Source organism: Rhizobium mayense (assembly GCF_030272705.1).
Classification (GTDB): domain Bacteria; phylum Pseudomonadota; class Alphaproteobacteria; order Rhizobiales; family Rhizobiaceae; genus Rhizobium; species Rhizobium mayense.
Window position 1 is genome coordinate 25774 of sequence record NZ_JARFYM010000031.1, and the last position, 15304, is coordinate 41077.

The window sequence follows — 15304 nt, forward strand, 5'->3', positions numbered from 1 at the left end:
TCACCGAAGCATTGTAAGGATGGTCGCACTCGCCTCCTGCAATGTTAGGCCGTGATGAAATGCGCCCCGTTCCAGGAAGTTGATGGTCTCGGCAACCACGATCGGATTGAACATCATGAACGTGTGGGTGGCATGCACGACCAAATGATCCTGCGCGCCATCCAACCGTGTCGACGCGACGGATACCTTTCCATCGTTGGGGCCATCGATGATCGAATTGAAAACCGGATTGACGGATATGTCGCCGGCGATGATTCCCACCGGATAGTCGGGTTTCGGCAGAAGTTCCGGCACGGCTTGCGCGCCGGTTCCGAGTTCGAGACCTGCCGGGCCGTTGATCCAAGCAAATGGCGGCATGTCGCCGAAGATATCCACGATCTCCGAACCATGGTTGGGTGGGGCGAGCATGACGACCCGTCCCAAATTCTGAGGCCGCGACTGTGCCAGCCAGTGGCGAACCAGAATTCCTCCCATGGAATGGGTAACGAAATTCACTCGCCGCGCGCCGCAGGCCTCGACTGCACCTCCGACATGGCGCGCAAGCTCGGCAATCGGCGCGCGCGTTGAAGGATATGCTCTATTGACGATCAGAAATCCCCGCCGCGCCAACACCTTCTCGATAAGCCAGAACGATCCGCTGCCGCGAGCAAGCCCGTGCATCAATACGACGGATTCCGTCTCGTCTCTTTCGTTGCTTATCGCCATACCGACAAATGCTTAGCCTCCTCGTCCTTCGTAACCGGGCTGCGGAGCTTCCTTGGTCGATGTTGAGCCAGCCTTTTCCGGCGCTTCGAAATGCTTCTTGAGGGCGGCCAGTTGATCCTGGGACCATCCGTTCACATCCGTCACCGCAATCCAGGCGTCGATATAGTGTTGGGGCGCGTAGACATGACCGAATCCCATCGGTGTTTTGTTGGCGACGAGCATATCCAGTATCAGCTGGAAGCCGGTTATGATCGGATACCATCTGAGTTGCGGCGACACATCTTGCCCTAGCGGCTCGCGCATCCAGTCGGGCGCCTTGTAGAAATCCTTGACGTTGAAAAAGACAATCGGATCGCTGGCATATTGGAGATACACGATCCGGATCGGGCCCCAGGGCTGTGACGTCTCCTGTGGGGGAAAGCCGTTTTGGTTCATGAAACGGATCATCCTGCCGTCGCGAAACTGCGGCAGCCGCGCGAGCGATCCGGCATTTCGCTCGTCGGTGACGGTTTGCCAGGTGGGGCTGACAAAAGGTGGACCGCTCCAGAGCGCGCCTTGTATGGGATCGTCCATCATTTCGAAAAGCCGGGCGGATTGCTGCGAGTTCATCGCGCCGAGGCTCAGCCCGTGAAGATACAATCTCGGCCGCCTGTCTTTCGGCAACGTCGTCCAATAGCCGTAGATCTGCGAGAACAAGGCTCTTGCCGTCTCCGCACCATATTCGGACTGGGCAAGCAGGGAAAGCGGACTGCTGAGATAGGAATATTGGACGGCCACGCTCGCGATATCACCATCGTGAAGATATTCGACGGGGTTTATGGCGGCCGGGTCGATCCAGCCCGTACCGGTCGGGGTGATCACGATCAAAACCGAACGAGAAAAGCCTCCCTGGCGCTTTAGCTCCTCCAGGGCTAGCCTCGCTCGCTCCTGCGGCGTGCTCTCCGATTGCAGCCCCACATAGACGCGGATCGGTTCAAGGGCAGGTCTTCCGGTGACGGCGCTGATGTCGCTCGCACGCGCACCGGAGGCTACGAATTCTCTCCCGGCCCGGCCAAGCTCATTCCACGCTACAAGCGAACCAGCGGCTCCAGTCCTGCCGTTTTCGAGAGGCTGGGGCCGTTCGGGTTCAAGCAACGCATCGAATTGACGGTATGACGCATCGAGTACCTCGAAGGCTGCCCGAGCCAGGACGCCGTTTGCCATGGACCAAAATAGGAGGGCTGTCACCGCGATCGCCAAGACCATTGCGATGCGTTGCGGGATGTATCGTCGCATCAGTCCGTAGAAGATTGTGGCGAGCACTTTTGCCAAACGTCCGAGCGCCAGCAACAACATAAAGGTGAGGGCGGCAACCCCCACTATCAGGAAGGGGTTGATGCTTTCGACTTGCGGCATGCCCACGGCGGCCCGTACGGAATTCTGCCAGGCAGTCGAGCGCCATAGGGAAATGACGACAAAGGCGAGACTGATCGCCGCCGCTGGGTAGCGTATCAGCGCTTGCGCTTTGCTTCGTCGCGGCGGCTCCAGGTCTGTCCAAAGCCAGGTGAGGAAGACCCCCAGGGCATAGCCGATAAAAAAGCAAAGCCCGGCCAGCACTCCCTGCGGCAGCATATCGCGCGGCACCAGCGTCGGCGTCAACGCCGACGCGAAAAGCAAGGCGCCCAAAATTAAGCCCAGCCCAGATAGCGGACCGAATCCCACGACAGCAATATCCGCCCACCAAGACTTTCGCGTTGCTGCTGTGTTCCCGCTCATGCCCGCCCCAGATCTCCTAACCCGCCTCTAATCCGGAGCTGCCGTGGATTTGCCGCTTGAGGCGATGCGATCGGCACCGAAAAACCGGCGTTTGACGGCCTCCCTGACCGTCTGGACGAATATATACAATAACGGGATGATAAGCAGGCCGACGATGGTCCCAATCAACAGTCCCCCCAGAACGGTCACGCCGATCGCCTGTCGGCTGCCCGCGCCCGCACCAGTGGCGAGGACCAAGGGCAGCACGCCGAGCACGGATGCCATCGCAGTCATCAGCACTGGCCTGAAGCGCTGAGACGTTCCTTCGATTGCCGCTTCCATGATGCTGTGGCCTTCTTCCCGGCGCTCCTTCGCAAACTCCACGATGAGGATCGCGTTTTTCGCGGCAAGCCCAATCAACAGCAGCAGGCCGATTTGCGCGTAGATGTTGAGATCTATGCCGCCGATCACGAGAGCTCCCAACGCTCCCAAGACGGCGACCGTCACCGACATCATCACGGCTAGAGGGACGCTCCAGCTTTCATACTGGGCAACGAGGAAGAGGTAGGTGAAAACGATCCCCATGATCAGGATGATGACCGTCTGACCGCCGGCCTGCTTTTCCTGAAGAGCAAGACCCGTCCATTCATATCCGAAACCCGGTGGAAGCTTTTCGGCTGCGAGCGCCTCCATCGCGTTGAGGGCGCCACCGGTGCTTGTGCCTGCGGCAGCCTGCCCATTGATCGACGCGGACGGGAAGAGATTGTAGCGGTTGATGGAATTGGGACCGTAAACAGTTGAAATGGAAAGCAACCCCTGCAACGGCACAAGGTCCCCGGATTGACTTTGCACTCTTAGCCGCTGGATGTCCTCGATGCGCATTCGGAAGTTCGGTTCATCTTGAATGCGAACCTGGTATACGCGCGAAAAAATGTTGAAGTCGTCCACATAGGACGATCCGAGATGCGCTTGCAGTGTGCTGAAAATCGCCGCGGGCGAAACGCCAAAGAGTTCCGCGCGCCTCCTGTCTATGTCGAGATAGATCTGAGGCGCGTTGGCGGAAAACGTGCTGAAAACATTTGTCAGGCTCGGGCTCCGGTTCGCCGCGACAATCAGGCCTCGCATCACTTCGGCGAGTTCTTCCTGGCTTTGCCCGGCGCGGGCTTGAAGACGAAAATCAAAGCCGCCGGTCGTGCCGAGACCGGGAATCGCTGGTGGGTTGAACGGTACGACGGACGCAGTCGAAATCGCGCCGAACTGAGCGCGCAGTCGGTTCATGAGAGCAAAAACGCTTTGATCGGCTCCGCGCTCGTTCCAGGGTTTGAGCGCCGAGATGACCATCCCGGAATTGGAGCCGCTGGCGCCGATCATGCTCGATCCGGAGATCCCGATCGTATTTGCCACCCCCGGCGTCCGTTGCAGCAAGGAGGTTACTGTCGCAATTGTCTGTTGCGTGCGTTCAAGTGAGGCTGAATCCGGCAACTGTACGTTGACGAATAGATAGCCCAGGTCCTCCGCCGGAACAAAGCCTACGGGGAGCACTCGATAAAAGCCGTAGATGCCGCCGACAATCAATAGAAGAACCGCGGCGCTGACAGCAATCCGGCGGGCAAATTGATCCAGCAGGCGCAGGTAAAAGCGTCTTGAAGTGTCGAGCCCTCGGTTTACCTGGTTGAAAATCCCCGAGCGCGTCTCCCTTGCCGGCCGAAGTATGAGAACACAAAGTGCTGGACTGAGCGTCAGGGCATTGATCGTCGAGAAGGTGATCGTGACCAGAATAGTAACCGCAAACTGACGATAGAGCGTGCCGGTGATGCCGGCCAAAAAGGCGACCGGCACGAAAAGGGCGGCCAGCACAAGCGTCGTGGCAACGATTGGACCTGTGACCTGGCTCATCGTACGCAGTGTTGCCTCGCGTACGTCCACGCCAGCTTCGGTCATGACACGCTGAACGTTCTCCACCACGATGATCGCGTCATCCACCACCAGACTGATGGCCAGTATCATGGCGAACATCGTGATCGTGTTCGCTGAATATCCCATGAGGTAAAGCACGGCGAAACCGCCCACCAGGGAAACCGGTATCGTCAGTGTGGGGATGACCGTCGCTCGCCAGTCTTGCAGGAAAATGTAGACGACCACCACGACAAGCACGAAGGTGAGCGCCAGTGTAACTAGAATCTCCTGAATCGTCTGCCGAACGAAAGCGGTGGTGTCAAAAACGACCGTGGATGCGACATCGTCGGGAAACTGCGCGGACAATGTTTTCAGCTCACCGAGGACAGCGTTCGATACCGCAAGCGCATTGGCGTCAGCCGATTGATAGACGACGACCGTCGCGCTCGGCTGCCCGTTCAGGGTTGACGTCGTATCGTAGGATTCCGCGCCGAGTTCCACCCGGGCAACATCGCGGAGGCGCACGATCGCTCCATTCCGGTTGGTGCGAATAATGATGTCGCCGAACTCCGTGGGGTCGGTAAGCCGTCCTCTTGCCTGAACGGTCAATTGCAACTGCTGGCCCGATGTCAATGGAGGGGAGCCCAACTGGCCGGCGGATGCCTGGGCGTTTTGCGCTTGGATGGCCGTAGTCAGGTCGGCGGCGGTCACCCCAAGGGCCTGCATGCGGTCCGGGTTCATCCAGATGCGTATGCTATAGGTCGGGCCAAAAACGCTTGCTTCCCCGACGCCAGGCAGACGGGCGATCGCATCCCGGATATTGATCATCGCATAGTTGCTGAGGAAAACGTCGTCCTTCGTGCCCTTGGGCGAGTAGATCGCAAAACCGAGCAGCATGCTGGACGAACGGGTTCGGACCGACACGCCGGTTTGGGTGACGGCAGCAGGAAGGCGTGGCGTCGCCATTGCGACGCGATTTTGGACGTTGACCTGGGCAATGGCAGGATCCGTGCCCGGCGCAAACGTTACCGTCAGGCTGTAGCCGCCGTTGTTGGTGCTCGAAGACGACATGTAGAGCATGTCCTCGACGCCGTTCACCTGATCCTCTATCGGCGCTCCCACGCTTTGCGTCATGACGCCCGCATTGGCGCCCGGATAGCTCGCCGTCACCTGGACTTCCGGCGGCGTGATCTGGGGAAATTGGGCGACCGGTATCAGGAGGAGTGCGATACCTCCCGCGATCATCATGACGATCGCAATGACCATCGCAAACCGTGGTCTCGCAATGAAGAGCGCGGAAATATTCATTGTACCGAACCGGGTTGTGATGCCGCTGGGGCCAAGGAAGTCACGCTGCTATCGGCGGGTGGTGCCTGAGTGGCTTTGACAGTCAAGCCCTCGGAGACGTTCTGCAGGCCATCGACGATGAGTTTCTCGCCGCCTTTCAGCCCATCATCAACCACCCAATTTCCACCGACTTGCTCGGAAACCTTTATCCGCCGCAGCTCGACTTGGCTCTTGTCGTTGACCAGCAGCACGAATTTGCCGTCGCGATCTTGTTGAACCGCGCCCATTGGCGCTATCGGTCGCAGCTTCTTTTCGGATTCCGACACGATGACAGTTACGAACTGGCCCGGAATGAGCAAGGACTGCGGATTGGGAAACAGTGTTCGAATTGCGAGCGTTCCGGTTGCCTCATCGATTTCGTTTCCAAAGAACTCGATTTTTCCCGGCTCTGCATAGGTCTGACCGTTCGATAACCGCAGAGTCGGCTCATACCGCTTTGCGAGATCCTCCTTGCTGATATCGCCGGCGGCAGCACGTAGATCGAGGATCGAGCGGTCGCTGAGGGAGAATACGACGCGGATCGGATCCAATTCGACGATACGCGCCAGTATCTGCGAACTGCCGCTGATGAAGCTTCCATCCGACAATTCGGCTGCCCCGATGCGTCCATCGATCGGGGAGGTGATCCGGCTGTAGCTGAGGTTCAGTTCGGCTTGGCTTACGCGCGTTTGCGCGGACAACAGGTTCGCCTGTCCGGTTTCGACAGCAGTTTGGCTTTGTTCCAATGTCGCGCGCGTGACAGTTTGGCCGGTCAGCGATTGATTGCGTGCGAGTGTGCGTTGCGCATCCGCCAGGCTTGCCTGAGCGCTGGCAAGTGCTGCGTTGGCATCCGCCAGAGATATATCGAGCGAGCGCCGATCGATAAGGAAAAGATCCTGGTCCTTCTTGACCAGCTGGCCTTCGTTGAAGAGGCGCTTGTCCAGGAAGCCCTCGATCCGCGAGCGGATATCGACGGCATTGACCGCCTCCACACGTCCGACGAATTCGTGTTTCGGCGAAACGTCTTCGATCGGCACGCTGATGACGCCGACGGATGGTTCAGTTTGCGCCACCGCTGCCTGCGGTGCGGACATCAAAGCTAGAAGCAATGCAACCAGGTAAGCCTGCGGAACTCGACGTCGCACTTTCATCGAACGGTCTCCAACAGAAGCGAGATGGTTTCTCAACTTGAGCGTATGGAAGCAGTCATCAGATCAATGGCAATTGGCGAGGTGGATCAACGCGGAGATAGAACGAGGCAAGGTTTCGTCCAGGGGTAGATATTCTGCTTTTGCTTTCCAAATAGCAACCAACCTACACGTCAGAGCGCATCGTCGGCTTTTGATCTTAAGCTGGGTTGGACGCGAGCTTTTCGATCAAGCCGTCTGCGTCGCTATTGCTGCAGATGACGGCTTCGATTTCCGTGGCTGCGATCTTACGCTTCTCAGGCACTCGGGTCATATTTCACAGATGCGGCTTGTTGCGGTTCGGCCGCTGGCCGTGCTTCAATGTAGCTTCCGTATTTAGGAACTTCGCCTCATCAGGAAAGTAACAAGCAGCCCTTAATCTTTCTCCCGCCTCATTGACGCTTGCAGCTCGATCGGAGAGACAATGATAAACATCTTGCTGAAGTTACGCTTTATAATAGCGCTCGCCTCTATCGGTGTTATTGCCGCCGCCGGTTTGATGTTCTGGGAAGGTCTGATCACGTTGTGGCATGCCTACGCCGTTGTGAGAACAGATCCGGACCTTGCCGTGATCGCGGCCGTCATGCGGGCGACGGATAAGCTCTTATTCGCGATTGTCCTTGTTATCTTCGGATGCGCCATTACCCTCGGCTTTCTGATCGAACCAACGCCGGAGCGTCGCGCGGCGCTGCCTGAGTGGATGATCATCGATAGCGTCGCCGAGCTCAAAAATCTCTTTATCCAGATGATCATCCTCTATCTGGTGGTTCATTTTGCCACGCTGGTGGCCGAGACCGATCAGATGCTGCAGTGGAACGCGCTGGTCTTGCCCATTTCGGTCCTGCTATTGGCCGCGGCCATGAAGCTGATCGCCGGCTCAAATCCGCACGCGCGTCCGGCAGAACGCCCGGTTGCAGGCAAATAATCCTCCTGTTCACGCGACATGGAGGGAGATCCTATCGCCGCGCCATTGGGGATTACGGAAATGTTAGCGACAGAACTGAAAAAGGCCCGGAGGGAAACCGGGCCTTCTCCCATCTCTGATCGGAGGTCGAATTCAGATCAGATTAGAAGCTACGCTCGAAGCGGAGAATACCAGCCCACTGATCTTCGTTGATCGAATCCCAGTTGGTGTAGGTGACTTCCGGCTCGATGAGCAGGTTCTTGACCGGCTTCCACTTGATGTTCGTCGTCGCGGAGAAGATCTTCGAGTCGGTGTAAGCCAGCTGCAGGTTCCACTTCAGCTTGTCGTTGATCGGAACGCCAACGCCGCCCCAAACTGCCCAATCGCCCCAGCCGATACCAGAAGCGTCGCCGCCACCGTTCGCGCCAGCGTACTTGTTCAGCTTGTCGCCGTCCGTGTTCCAGCCGCCCATCAAGAAGGCCGAGAAGACGCCGAAGTCAGCATCGACACGAGCCTTGACAGCGCCTTCTTCGACGATGGAGTCATAACCACCGACGACCTTGAAGGACCATGCGCCCGCCTTGTAGCCAGCACCGGCGACAACGTCCGGAGCGTAGTGATCCGAGCTGTCTTCCCCGTTAGCACCGGTAGCGCCCTTGCCAGAGTTGGTGTCTTCCACCGAGATCACCGCCGTGAAGCCGTTGCCGGCATCATAGTTGTAGGTGATCTGGTTGAGTTCGTACGGGCCGTCATAGACTACGTCGTCGTTGATGACGTCGCCGGCGTAACCGGTGAATACGTTAAACTGCGAGTCTTCCTTACCGATGGTGAAGCCGCCGAGGCTGATGCTGCCGTGAAGGAAGTTCGTGCCCGTGGAGCCGCCTTCCTGCCAGTCCCAACGCAGTTCCGTGTTGGTCTTCAGCGGACCGTATTCGGTGTCGGTAGCCGTCTGCAGCTGCAGTTCAGCGCGGGTATGCCAGAGCGTGCCACGAACGTCGTTCGGGTTGTAGGCATTGTACCATTCACCTTCCGTACGAACCTTACCGCCGATCTTGAGGCAGGTTTCGGTTCCCGGAATGAAGAAGTAGCCTGCACCGTATGCGTCGCAGATGCGAACGTATTCGAGCACCGGATACTACTGCAAGCGCAGCAGCGGAGCCGAGAAGAAGGCTCTTGATATTCATTTTTTCTCCAATCTGTGTGCCTGATCGGAACGACCCGGAGATTATCCGTGGCGTTCATTCATCTGGCTGTTCCCTTTTTTGGAAGCCGTTGGACTTCCGCGGGCAACATAGCGAGGGAAGTACTGTAGCCAATAGAATATTGCGGCGAATCTATAAAAGTACATGACATAAATGTGTCATAGATGCAGAAATACATCACAAAAATAAGCAATATTGAATATATATACGAAAAAACATCATTAGAAATATTAAGAAACACATCATTTGTGCACGTAATACTTATCAGTAGCATTCGCATGATAAGACTATATTATCATTTGATAAGGTATTATTATTATTTTCTGCCGAGTTATCGCAAGGAATCACCTTCTCAGCGCGGTGGAAAGCCGCGCACCTGCGACCTTCACGGCGGCGGACAGCCATGTCGGGCAAACCATCCGATGTTGGTGTTACGGGTGTGAAAAGTTCACTCGGCGCCGATCAAGACCAGGCACGGCGCCGCGATTTTATGAATGGGTATGGTCGCATAGGCCGGTTTTCGGGCGACGTTCTCAATACAAATCAGCAAATCCGCTGTTTTGCCCAGATCTCTTCCGGCTGTTCTGGCAAGCAGGTCCTTTGCCAAAGCCATCTGATCTTCTCTTCGGCTATTCTCCCAGTCGGCGAGCGTCGATTCGCGGGTCAACCGAGCGGCCGAAGCTGAAGTTGAGACGAGCGCCGATAGCCCTGCAATAAGTAACATGCGTCCCTTCACGGTGATCTCCTTCCGCATGCCATCAGCTATGCAGCTACCATCTCTTCTCTGACTGCGAATGCTCGCTTGCGTTCTGCCCACAATCTAGCACTGCGACCAGCGGTATTCGGCCGGTGTCACGCCAGTAAACTTGCGAAAGTGGCGGGCAAGGTGGCTTTGATCAAAGAAGCCGGTAGCAAGCGCGATATCGGAAAGCGGCAAATCGGTGCGCGCCAACATCTCCTGAGCCGTCTCGACGCGTCTTTGGGTGATATATGAATGTGGGGAAGCACCGACCGTGCGTTTGAACTCGCGCGCGAAATGATAAACGGAGAGACCCGCAACCGCCGACAGATCAGCAAGCTGGATTCGCTCGATCAGATGCTCCTCGACGTATGCGTGCACACGGCGGAGGGCGCTGGGCGAAAGACCACCGCGAACGGGCGCAACCGGTTCGGGGACCGTCATTGCATTCAGCATATCGAGGCGTGGGCGCACATGGAGCACAAGACCCGCTCGAGAGCTGCAGGGCGGAGTAATAAGCGCAAATCGAATGTCTTCAGAGCCGACGGTCACCAATTGCGCCAGAAAATCATTGCCGGGCCGGGCCCGGAAGAGATCCTCATTTCGCCTGAAGATGTTCCAGAGGCTGACCCCGTTCGTTATCTTTTGATCGTCAAGGGCAAGCGAGACTCGCGCAGCGCGATCGGCGCCCTGAATTCTATGATCACAATCGACTGCCACCAGCATGCCCGGTTCGCCGGAGCTTGACTTGATGGTAACGACCCATTCGCGGTGGAACTTCTCCCGAAAGAACCGTTCCTCGATGGCGCGCGCGGCAGCTGTCGTGAGCACCCCGGTCAGCGCGTGCGCCCGTTCTGACAAACTTGGATCGACCGAGGATATGTTCAGGACGGCCATTAATCTTCCGTCGATCCCGAAGAGAGGGGCGCCGGAACAACTCAGATGCGTGTGCTGGGTTCGAAAATGATGTGCCCTGTGGACTGTAATCGGCCGCTCCTCCGCGAGGCAGGTCCCGATGCCGCTCGTCCCGTGGATCTCTTCCGACCAGACACCGCCCACGCAGCTTCCGAGGTCTCGAAGATGAAGTGTCGGCATGACCTCGCCTCGGAGGTCGACCGAAACGCCATTTGGATCGGCGAGCAGCGCGGCGTAACCGGCAACTCGAGTGGTGCCGTAAAGGCGATCAATCTCGTCGCGGGCGCTGCGGACGAGCTCTTCTGAGCGCTCGAGCACCTCCTTCAGCTCCGTTGGCGCGAGAACGCGAGGGATGGCCTCGGCCGCGGGATCCAGGCCGTATTTAAGAATGGATCGTTTCCAGGATGCCTCGAATTCCTCTGCGTGCGGCGAGGAGCCGTTTCCCTCTACGACCGAATAGATGCGTTCAGCGTGTTGGGTTCTCTTCCTCATTGGTCGGCGAGAGGAGCCGTCGTCCAATATCACCCTTGATCATCTTTCTTCGAATTGAGGAACACGCGGCAGGTCAAGACTTTGATATTTACGCGCCGACAGGCGTAACACGGATTCCACAGAAATATACAGGATTTAGTCTCCAAATCGCGATTTTCTGACACGGCATCGCGCCCTTTTCCTCCTCCGCACTCGGCTGCATTTCCCGCACGTTGTCCGGTCGGCTCGACACCAAAACTAACGGTTTAAAGTAGGACGGTCGGACATCGGAGCGCGTCAGCGATCATGCCGATGGTCCTTCATCAAGCAGGTGATTCGGTGCTGGATCGCCAGGCCCCTTTGTCCTTCATCGGCGGCCTGAAACGAGCAAGTTCGTCCTCTGGCCCGCAACCTTGTCCAATAGCTGTCAGGCTCTTTCCGACACATTGCCGGCAACAAAACGCCGGGCCAGCGCGGAGAGTTAGAATGACGGGTGAGTAAGAGGGGCGGCGGCGGAGATCGCTCGCATTCGATATTTCGCCGAGAAGTACCATCGATTTTTGTCACCCACAGCATCTCCAGAACTGGACCGGTCCTCCGTTCGTCCGCCGCACGATCATGCGCGGCGCGATCAGTCACCCCAGTGCAACGTCCAGAAAGGATCGCATCCATGTCAAATCTCGATATGCTTACTCCTCAGAACAGCGCCATCGCCCTGATCGACTATCAGCCCGCAATGTATCAGGGCGTGCAATCGCACGATCGCATCGTCCCGTTCAACAACGTCCAGATTCTGGCCAAGACCGCGAAGCTGTTCAAGATTCCTACGGTCATCTCGACCGTGGCATCGAAGACCTTTTCCGGTCCGTTCATGCCGGAAGTAACCGATCTCTTTCCAAACCAAGACATCATTGACCGTACCTCGATGAATGCTTGGCTCGATGCCAATTTCCGCAAAGCGATGCACGCAACCGGCCGAAAGAAGATCGTCATTGGCGGGCTGTGGACCCACGCCTGTGTGCTGTTCCCGACACTCGACATGCTCAAGGAAGGCTTCGAGATCTATGTGCCGGCAGATGCCTGCGGCGACGTCTCGCCCGAGGCACATACCCGTTCGATGGAACGGATGATCCAAGCCGGCGCCGTGCCGATCACTTCGCTGCAATATGTGTTCGAGCTGCAGCAGGATTGGGCCCGGCTCGAGACCTATGACGGGGTCATGGACATCATCAAGGCCCATTCACCTTACGGCATCCAGATCCGCTTCTCGAAATGGGCGCTCGGCGACCACGCCAGCGAGGGCGGAGCCGCAGCGTAAGCCATTCGTCTCTTCCCCTCTCATCGAAGAGGAACGTCATGAAATTGTACCTTTTGTCTCTCGGTGCCGGCCTTCTGGTCGGCATCATCTACAACCTGTTGCAGGTCCGCTCGCCGGCGCCGCCGCTGGTCGCACTTGTCGGTCTGCTCGGGATTCTGGTCGGCGAACAAGTCATCCCTGTCGGAAAACAGGTGCTTGCGGGCACTGCCTTTGCGGCAGCCTGCGAGAAAACGCAGGCGATCGCCCACGTTTTCGGTCAACTGCCCGGCCGGCACGCCGCGGCCCAAACCAAGCATGTCGAGGAGAAACAGTCATGACGTCCTCCGTCGCTGACCTGGTCCTGCACCACGGATTGATCAAGACGCTTGACCAAACCAACCCATCGGCAACGGCCGTGGCCATCAAGGACGGTAAGTTCCTCGCCGTCGGCCACGACGCCGAGATCATGGCGTTCGCCGGGCCTGATACCAAGGTCATCGACCTCAAGGGCAAGCGTGTGCTGCCAGGCCTCATCGACAACCATACCCATGTCGTTCGCGGCGGTTTGAACTTCAACATGGAATTGCGGTGGGACGGCGTGCGCTCGCTGGCCGATGCCATGAACATGCTGAAACGGCAGGTGGCGATCACGCCGCCGCCGCAATGGGTGCGCGTCGTCGGCGGCTTCACCGAGCACCAGTTCGCCGAAAAACGGCTGCCGACCATCGACGAGATCAATGCGATCGCCGCGGATACGCCGGTCTTCCTGCTGCATCTCTATGATCGCGCCCTACTGAACGCCGCGGCACTCCGGGCCGTCGGCTATACAAAGGACACGCCCGAGCCGCCCGGGGGCCAGATCACCCGCGATGCCAACGGCAATCCGACAGGGCTTCTTTTGGCAAAGCCCAATGCTGGTATTCTCTATTCCACCCTCGCCAAGGGTCCGAAGCTGCCCTTCGACTATCAGGTCAATTCCACCCGCCATTTCATGCGGGAATTGAACCGCCTTGGGGTCACGGGCGTCATCGATGCCGGCGGCGGCTTCCAGAGCTATCCCGACGACTATGCCGTTATCCAGAAGCTCGCCGACGAGGGGCAGATGACGGTGCGGCTTGCCTACAACCTGTTCACCCAGAAGCCGAAAGCGGAAAAAGAAGACTTTCTCAGCTGGACGTCGTCGGTGAAGCATAAGCAGGGCGACGACTATTTCCGCCACAATGGCGCCGGTGAGATGTTGGTCTTCTCCGCCGCCGATTTCGAAGACTTCCGCCAGCCGCGTCCGGACATGCCGCCGGAAATGGAAGGCGAGCTGGAAGAGGTCGTGCGGATTCTTGCCGAAAACCGCTGGCCCTGGCGTCTGCACGCCACCTATGACGAGACGATCTCGCGTGCCCTCGACGTCTTCGAGAAGGTCAACCAGGACATCCCGCTCGATGGGCTGAACTGGTTCTTCGACCACGCCGAGACGATCTCCGATCAGTCGATCGACCGTATCGCCGCCCTGGGTGGTGGCATCGCCGTTCAGCATCGCATGGCCTATCAGGGCGAATATTTCGTCGAGCGCTACGGCCACGGCGCTGCTGAAGCCACACCGCCGATCGCCCGCATGCTAGAAAAGGGCGTCAGGGTCTCCGCCGGCACGGATGCCACGCGTGTCGCCTCCTACAATCCGTGGGTTTCGCTTTCGTGGATGATCACAGGCAAGACCGTAGGCGGCATGCAGCTTTATCCCCGCGCCAACTGTCTCGATCGCGAGACGGCGCTGCGCATGTGGACGGAGAATGTCACCTGGTTCTCCAACGAGGAAGGCAGGAAGGGCCGCATCGAGAAGGGCCAGTTCGCCGACCTCATCGTGCCCGACAAGGACTTCTTTGCCTGCGCCGAGGATGAGATTTCCTTCCTGACCTCCGAACTCACCATGGTCGGCGGCAAGATCGTCTACGGAGCCGGCGAATTTGCCGATTTCGACGAAAATGAAGTTCCGCCTGCCATGCCCGACTGGTCGCCGGTCCGCAGCTTCAAGGGCTATGCCGCTTGGGGTGAGCTCGAGGGCGCCGGCAAGAATTCCCTGCATCGCCGCCTGATCGCCTCATGCGGCTGCGCCAACGACTGCAACGTCCACGGCCACGCCCATGCCAATGCCTGGACCTCGAAGCTGCCGATCGCCGATCTCAAGGGCTTCTTCGGCGCGCTCGGCTGCTCCTGCTGGGCGGTTTGAGGAGAGAGGCGCGATGTCGATGATCGTACGGAAGCCCAGAAAGGCGCAACCTCACACCATTCAAGCAAGATTTGCCGCAATGGCCCGGCCGATCTTCGGCTCGTCGGCCATACGTTTTCTCGCCTATCTCGGCCTCTGCGCCGCCTATCTGCAGGGCGGCCTCAACAAGCTGACGGATTTTAACGGCGCCATCGGCGAGATGACACATTTCGGCCTGTCGCCGGCGGCGCCTTTCGCTGTGCTGGTGATCATTATGGAGTTGGTTGCTTCGTTGATGATCCTGACAGGTTTCTTCCGCTGGCTCGGCGGGCTTGCGCTCGGTGCTTTCACTCTGCTCGCCACTTTCCTGGCGCTGCGTTTCTGGGAACTGCCACCAGGAATGGAGCGCTTCATGGCAGCCGATTCCTTCTTCGAGCATCTCGGCCTCGTCGGCGGCTTCCTGCTCGTCGCCTGGCTCGATCTCGATGCCGACAAGCGTTCAAACTGATCCTGCAATGGCTTTTTATTGGAGAACGCCGACGACGCTGCGGCTGCTGGGCGCGCGTGAGACGCCACGAGTGACAGCCGGTCAACCCACTAATCCATTTCCGATTTGAATGAGCTTGGACCATGATTTTGACTAGAAATCCTCCCCTTGCTGGTGACACAGACGTACGGCGTCGGCCGACCGGTGGGTTTTGTCGATACGGGAAATGGCTGCCTCTTTG

The 15304-nt window shown here is 58.1% G+C and carries 11 protein-coding genes and 1 pseudogene; 5 read left to right on the top strand and 7 right to left on the bottom strand.

All coding sequences use genetic code 11. The features are described 5' to 3' along the window. The 4 genes from PY649_RS27005 to PY649_RS27020 are packed head-to-tail and all read right to left on the bottom strand — an operon-like array spanning position 1 to position 6812. Positions 1-705, bottom strand: coding sequence for an alpha/beta fold hydrolase (locus PY649_RS27005; RefSeq protein WP_285871944.1), 705 nt, complete (start codon positions 703-705; stop codon positions 1-3). Positions 706-717: 12 nt separating this feature from the next. Next, positions 718-2460: an alpha/beta hydrolase gene (locus tag PY649_RS27010; protein WP_285871945.1), complete on the bottom strand. Its 1743-nt coding sequence runs from the start codon at positions 2458-2460 to the stop codon at positions 718-720. A gap of 27 nt (positions 2461-2487) precedes the next feature. Further along, on the bottom strand, positions 2488-5643 hold the full coding sequence (locus PY649_RS27015) for an efflux RND transporter permease subunit (RefSeq protein ID WP_285871946.1): 3156 nt from the start codon (positions 5641-5643) through the stop codon (positions 2488-2490). Then, entirely contained in the window at positions 5640-6812 is a 1173-nt protein-coding gene (locus PY649_RS27020) for an efflux RND transporter periplasmic adaptor subunit (protein WP_285871947.1), read from the bottom strand. The genes PY649_RS27015 and PY649_RS27020 overlap by 4 nt, the downstream gene beginning before the upstream one ends. Positions 6813-7272: 460 nt before the next feature. Between PY649_RS27020 and PY649_RS27025 the strand changes: the two genes are divergently transcribed. Then, positions 7273-7773, top strand: a complete 501-nt coding sequence (locus PY649_RS27025) for a YqhA family protein (RefSeq protein WP_285871948.1) — start codon at positions 7273-7275, stop codon at positions 7771-7773. A gap of 142 nt (positions 7774-7915) precedes the next feature. On the opposite strand, the pseudogene PY649_RS27030 reads toward PY649_RS27025, so the two are convergent. The 3 genes and pseudogenes from PY649_RS27030 to PY649_RS27040 all read right to left on the bottom strand — a co-directional run bounded on the left by PY649_RS27030 (position 7916) and on the right by PY649_RS27040 (position 11100). Next, positions 7916-8936: pseudogene (locus tag PY649_RS27030) on the bottom strand (porin). Between the two features lie 466 nt (positions 8937-9402). Beyond that, complete coding sequence (locus tag PY649_RS27035; RefSeq protein WP_285871949.1) at positions 9403-9690, bottom strand: hypothetical protein; 288 nt, start codon at positions 9688-9690, stop codon at positions 9403-9405. A gap of 84 nt (positions 9691-9774) precedes the next feature. Next, positions 9775-11100 (bottom strand): helix-turn-helix domain-containing protein, encoded by a 1326-nt coding sequence (locus PY649_RS27040; RefSeq protein WP_285871950.1) that lies wholly within the window; start codon positions 11098-11100, stop codon positions 9775-9777. Between the two features lie 649 nt (positions 11101-11749). Here PY649_RS27040 and PY649_RS27045 point away from each other — a divergent pair. Genes PY649_RS27045 through PY649_RS27060 form a run of 4 tightly spaced genes read left to right on the top strand, consistent with a single transcriptional unit; the run spans position 11750 to position 15084 of the window. Further along, complete coding sequence (locus PY649_RS27045; RefSeq protein WP_285871951.1) at positions 11750-12397, top strand: hydrolase; 648 nt, start codon at positions 11750-11752, stop codon at positions 12395-12397. A 38-nt stretch (positions 12398-12435) separates the two neighbouring features. Then, positions 12436-12714 (top strand): XapX domain-containing protein, encoded by a 279-nt coding sequence (locus PY649_RS27050; RefSeq protein ID WP_285871952.1) that lies wholly within the window; start codon positions 12436-12438, stop codon positions 12712-12714. Next, positions 12711-14597, top strand: a complete 1887-nt coding sequence (locus tag PY649_RS27055) for an amidohydrolase (RefSeq protein ID WP_285871953.1) — start codon at positions 12711-12713, stop codon at positions 14595-14597. Before PY649_RS27050 ends, PY649_RS27055 begins: the two co-directional genes overlap by 4 nt. 13 nt (positions 14598-14610) lie before the next feature. After that, a complete protein-coding gene (locus PY649_RS27060) occupies positions 14611-15084 on the top strand; it encodes a DoxX family protein (protein ID WP_285871955.1) in 474 nt (157 codons plus the stop codon). The last annotated feature ends 220 nt before the right edge of the window (positions 15085-15304 follow it).

Excerpts from the sequence above, each read along its gene's own strand:
- PY649_RS27005 (WP_285871944.1), bottom strand. The coding sequence starts at position 705 with ATGGCGATAAGCAACGAAAGAGACGAGACGGAATCCGTCGTATTGATG.
- PY649_RS27010 (WP_285871945.1), bottom strand. The coding sequence starts at position 2,460 with ATGAGCGGGAACACAGCAGCAACGCGAAAGTCTTGGTGGGCGGATATT.
- PY649_RS27015 (WP_285871946.1), bottom strand. The coding sequence starts at position 5,643 with ATGAATATTTCCGCGCTCTTCATTGCGAGACCACGGTTTGCGATGGTC.
- PY649_RS27020 (WP_285871947.1), bottom strand. The coding sequence starts at position 6,812 with ATGAAAGTGCGACGTCGAGTTCCGCAGGCTTACCTGGTTGCATTGCTT.
- PY649_RS27025 (WP_285871948.1), top strand. The coding sequence starts at position 7,273 with ATGATAAACATCTTGCTGAAGTTACGCTTTATAATAGCGCTCGCCTCT.
- PY649_RS27040 (WP_285871950.1), bottom strand. The coding sequence starts at position 11,100 with ATGAGGAAGAGAACCCAACACGCTGAACGCATCTATTCGGTCGTAGAG.
- PY649_RS27045 (WP_285871951.1), top strand. The coding sequence starts at position 11,750 with ATGTCAAATCTCGATATGCTTACTCCTCAGAACAGCGCCATCGCCCTG.
- PY649_RS27050 (WP_285871952.1), top strand. The coding sequence starts at position 12,436 with ATGAAATTGTACCTTTTGTCTCTCGGTGCCGGCCTTCTGGTCGGCATC.
- PY649_RS27055 (WP_285871953.1), top strand. The coding sequence starts at position 12,711 with ATGACGTCCTCCGTCGCTGACCTGGTCCTGCACCACGGATTGATCAAG.
- PY649_RS27060 (WP_285871955.1), top strand. The coding sequence starts at position 14,611 with ATGTCGATGATCGTACGGAAGCCCAGAAAGGCGCAACCTCACACCATT.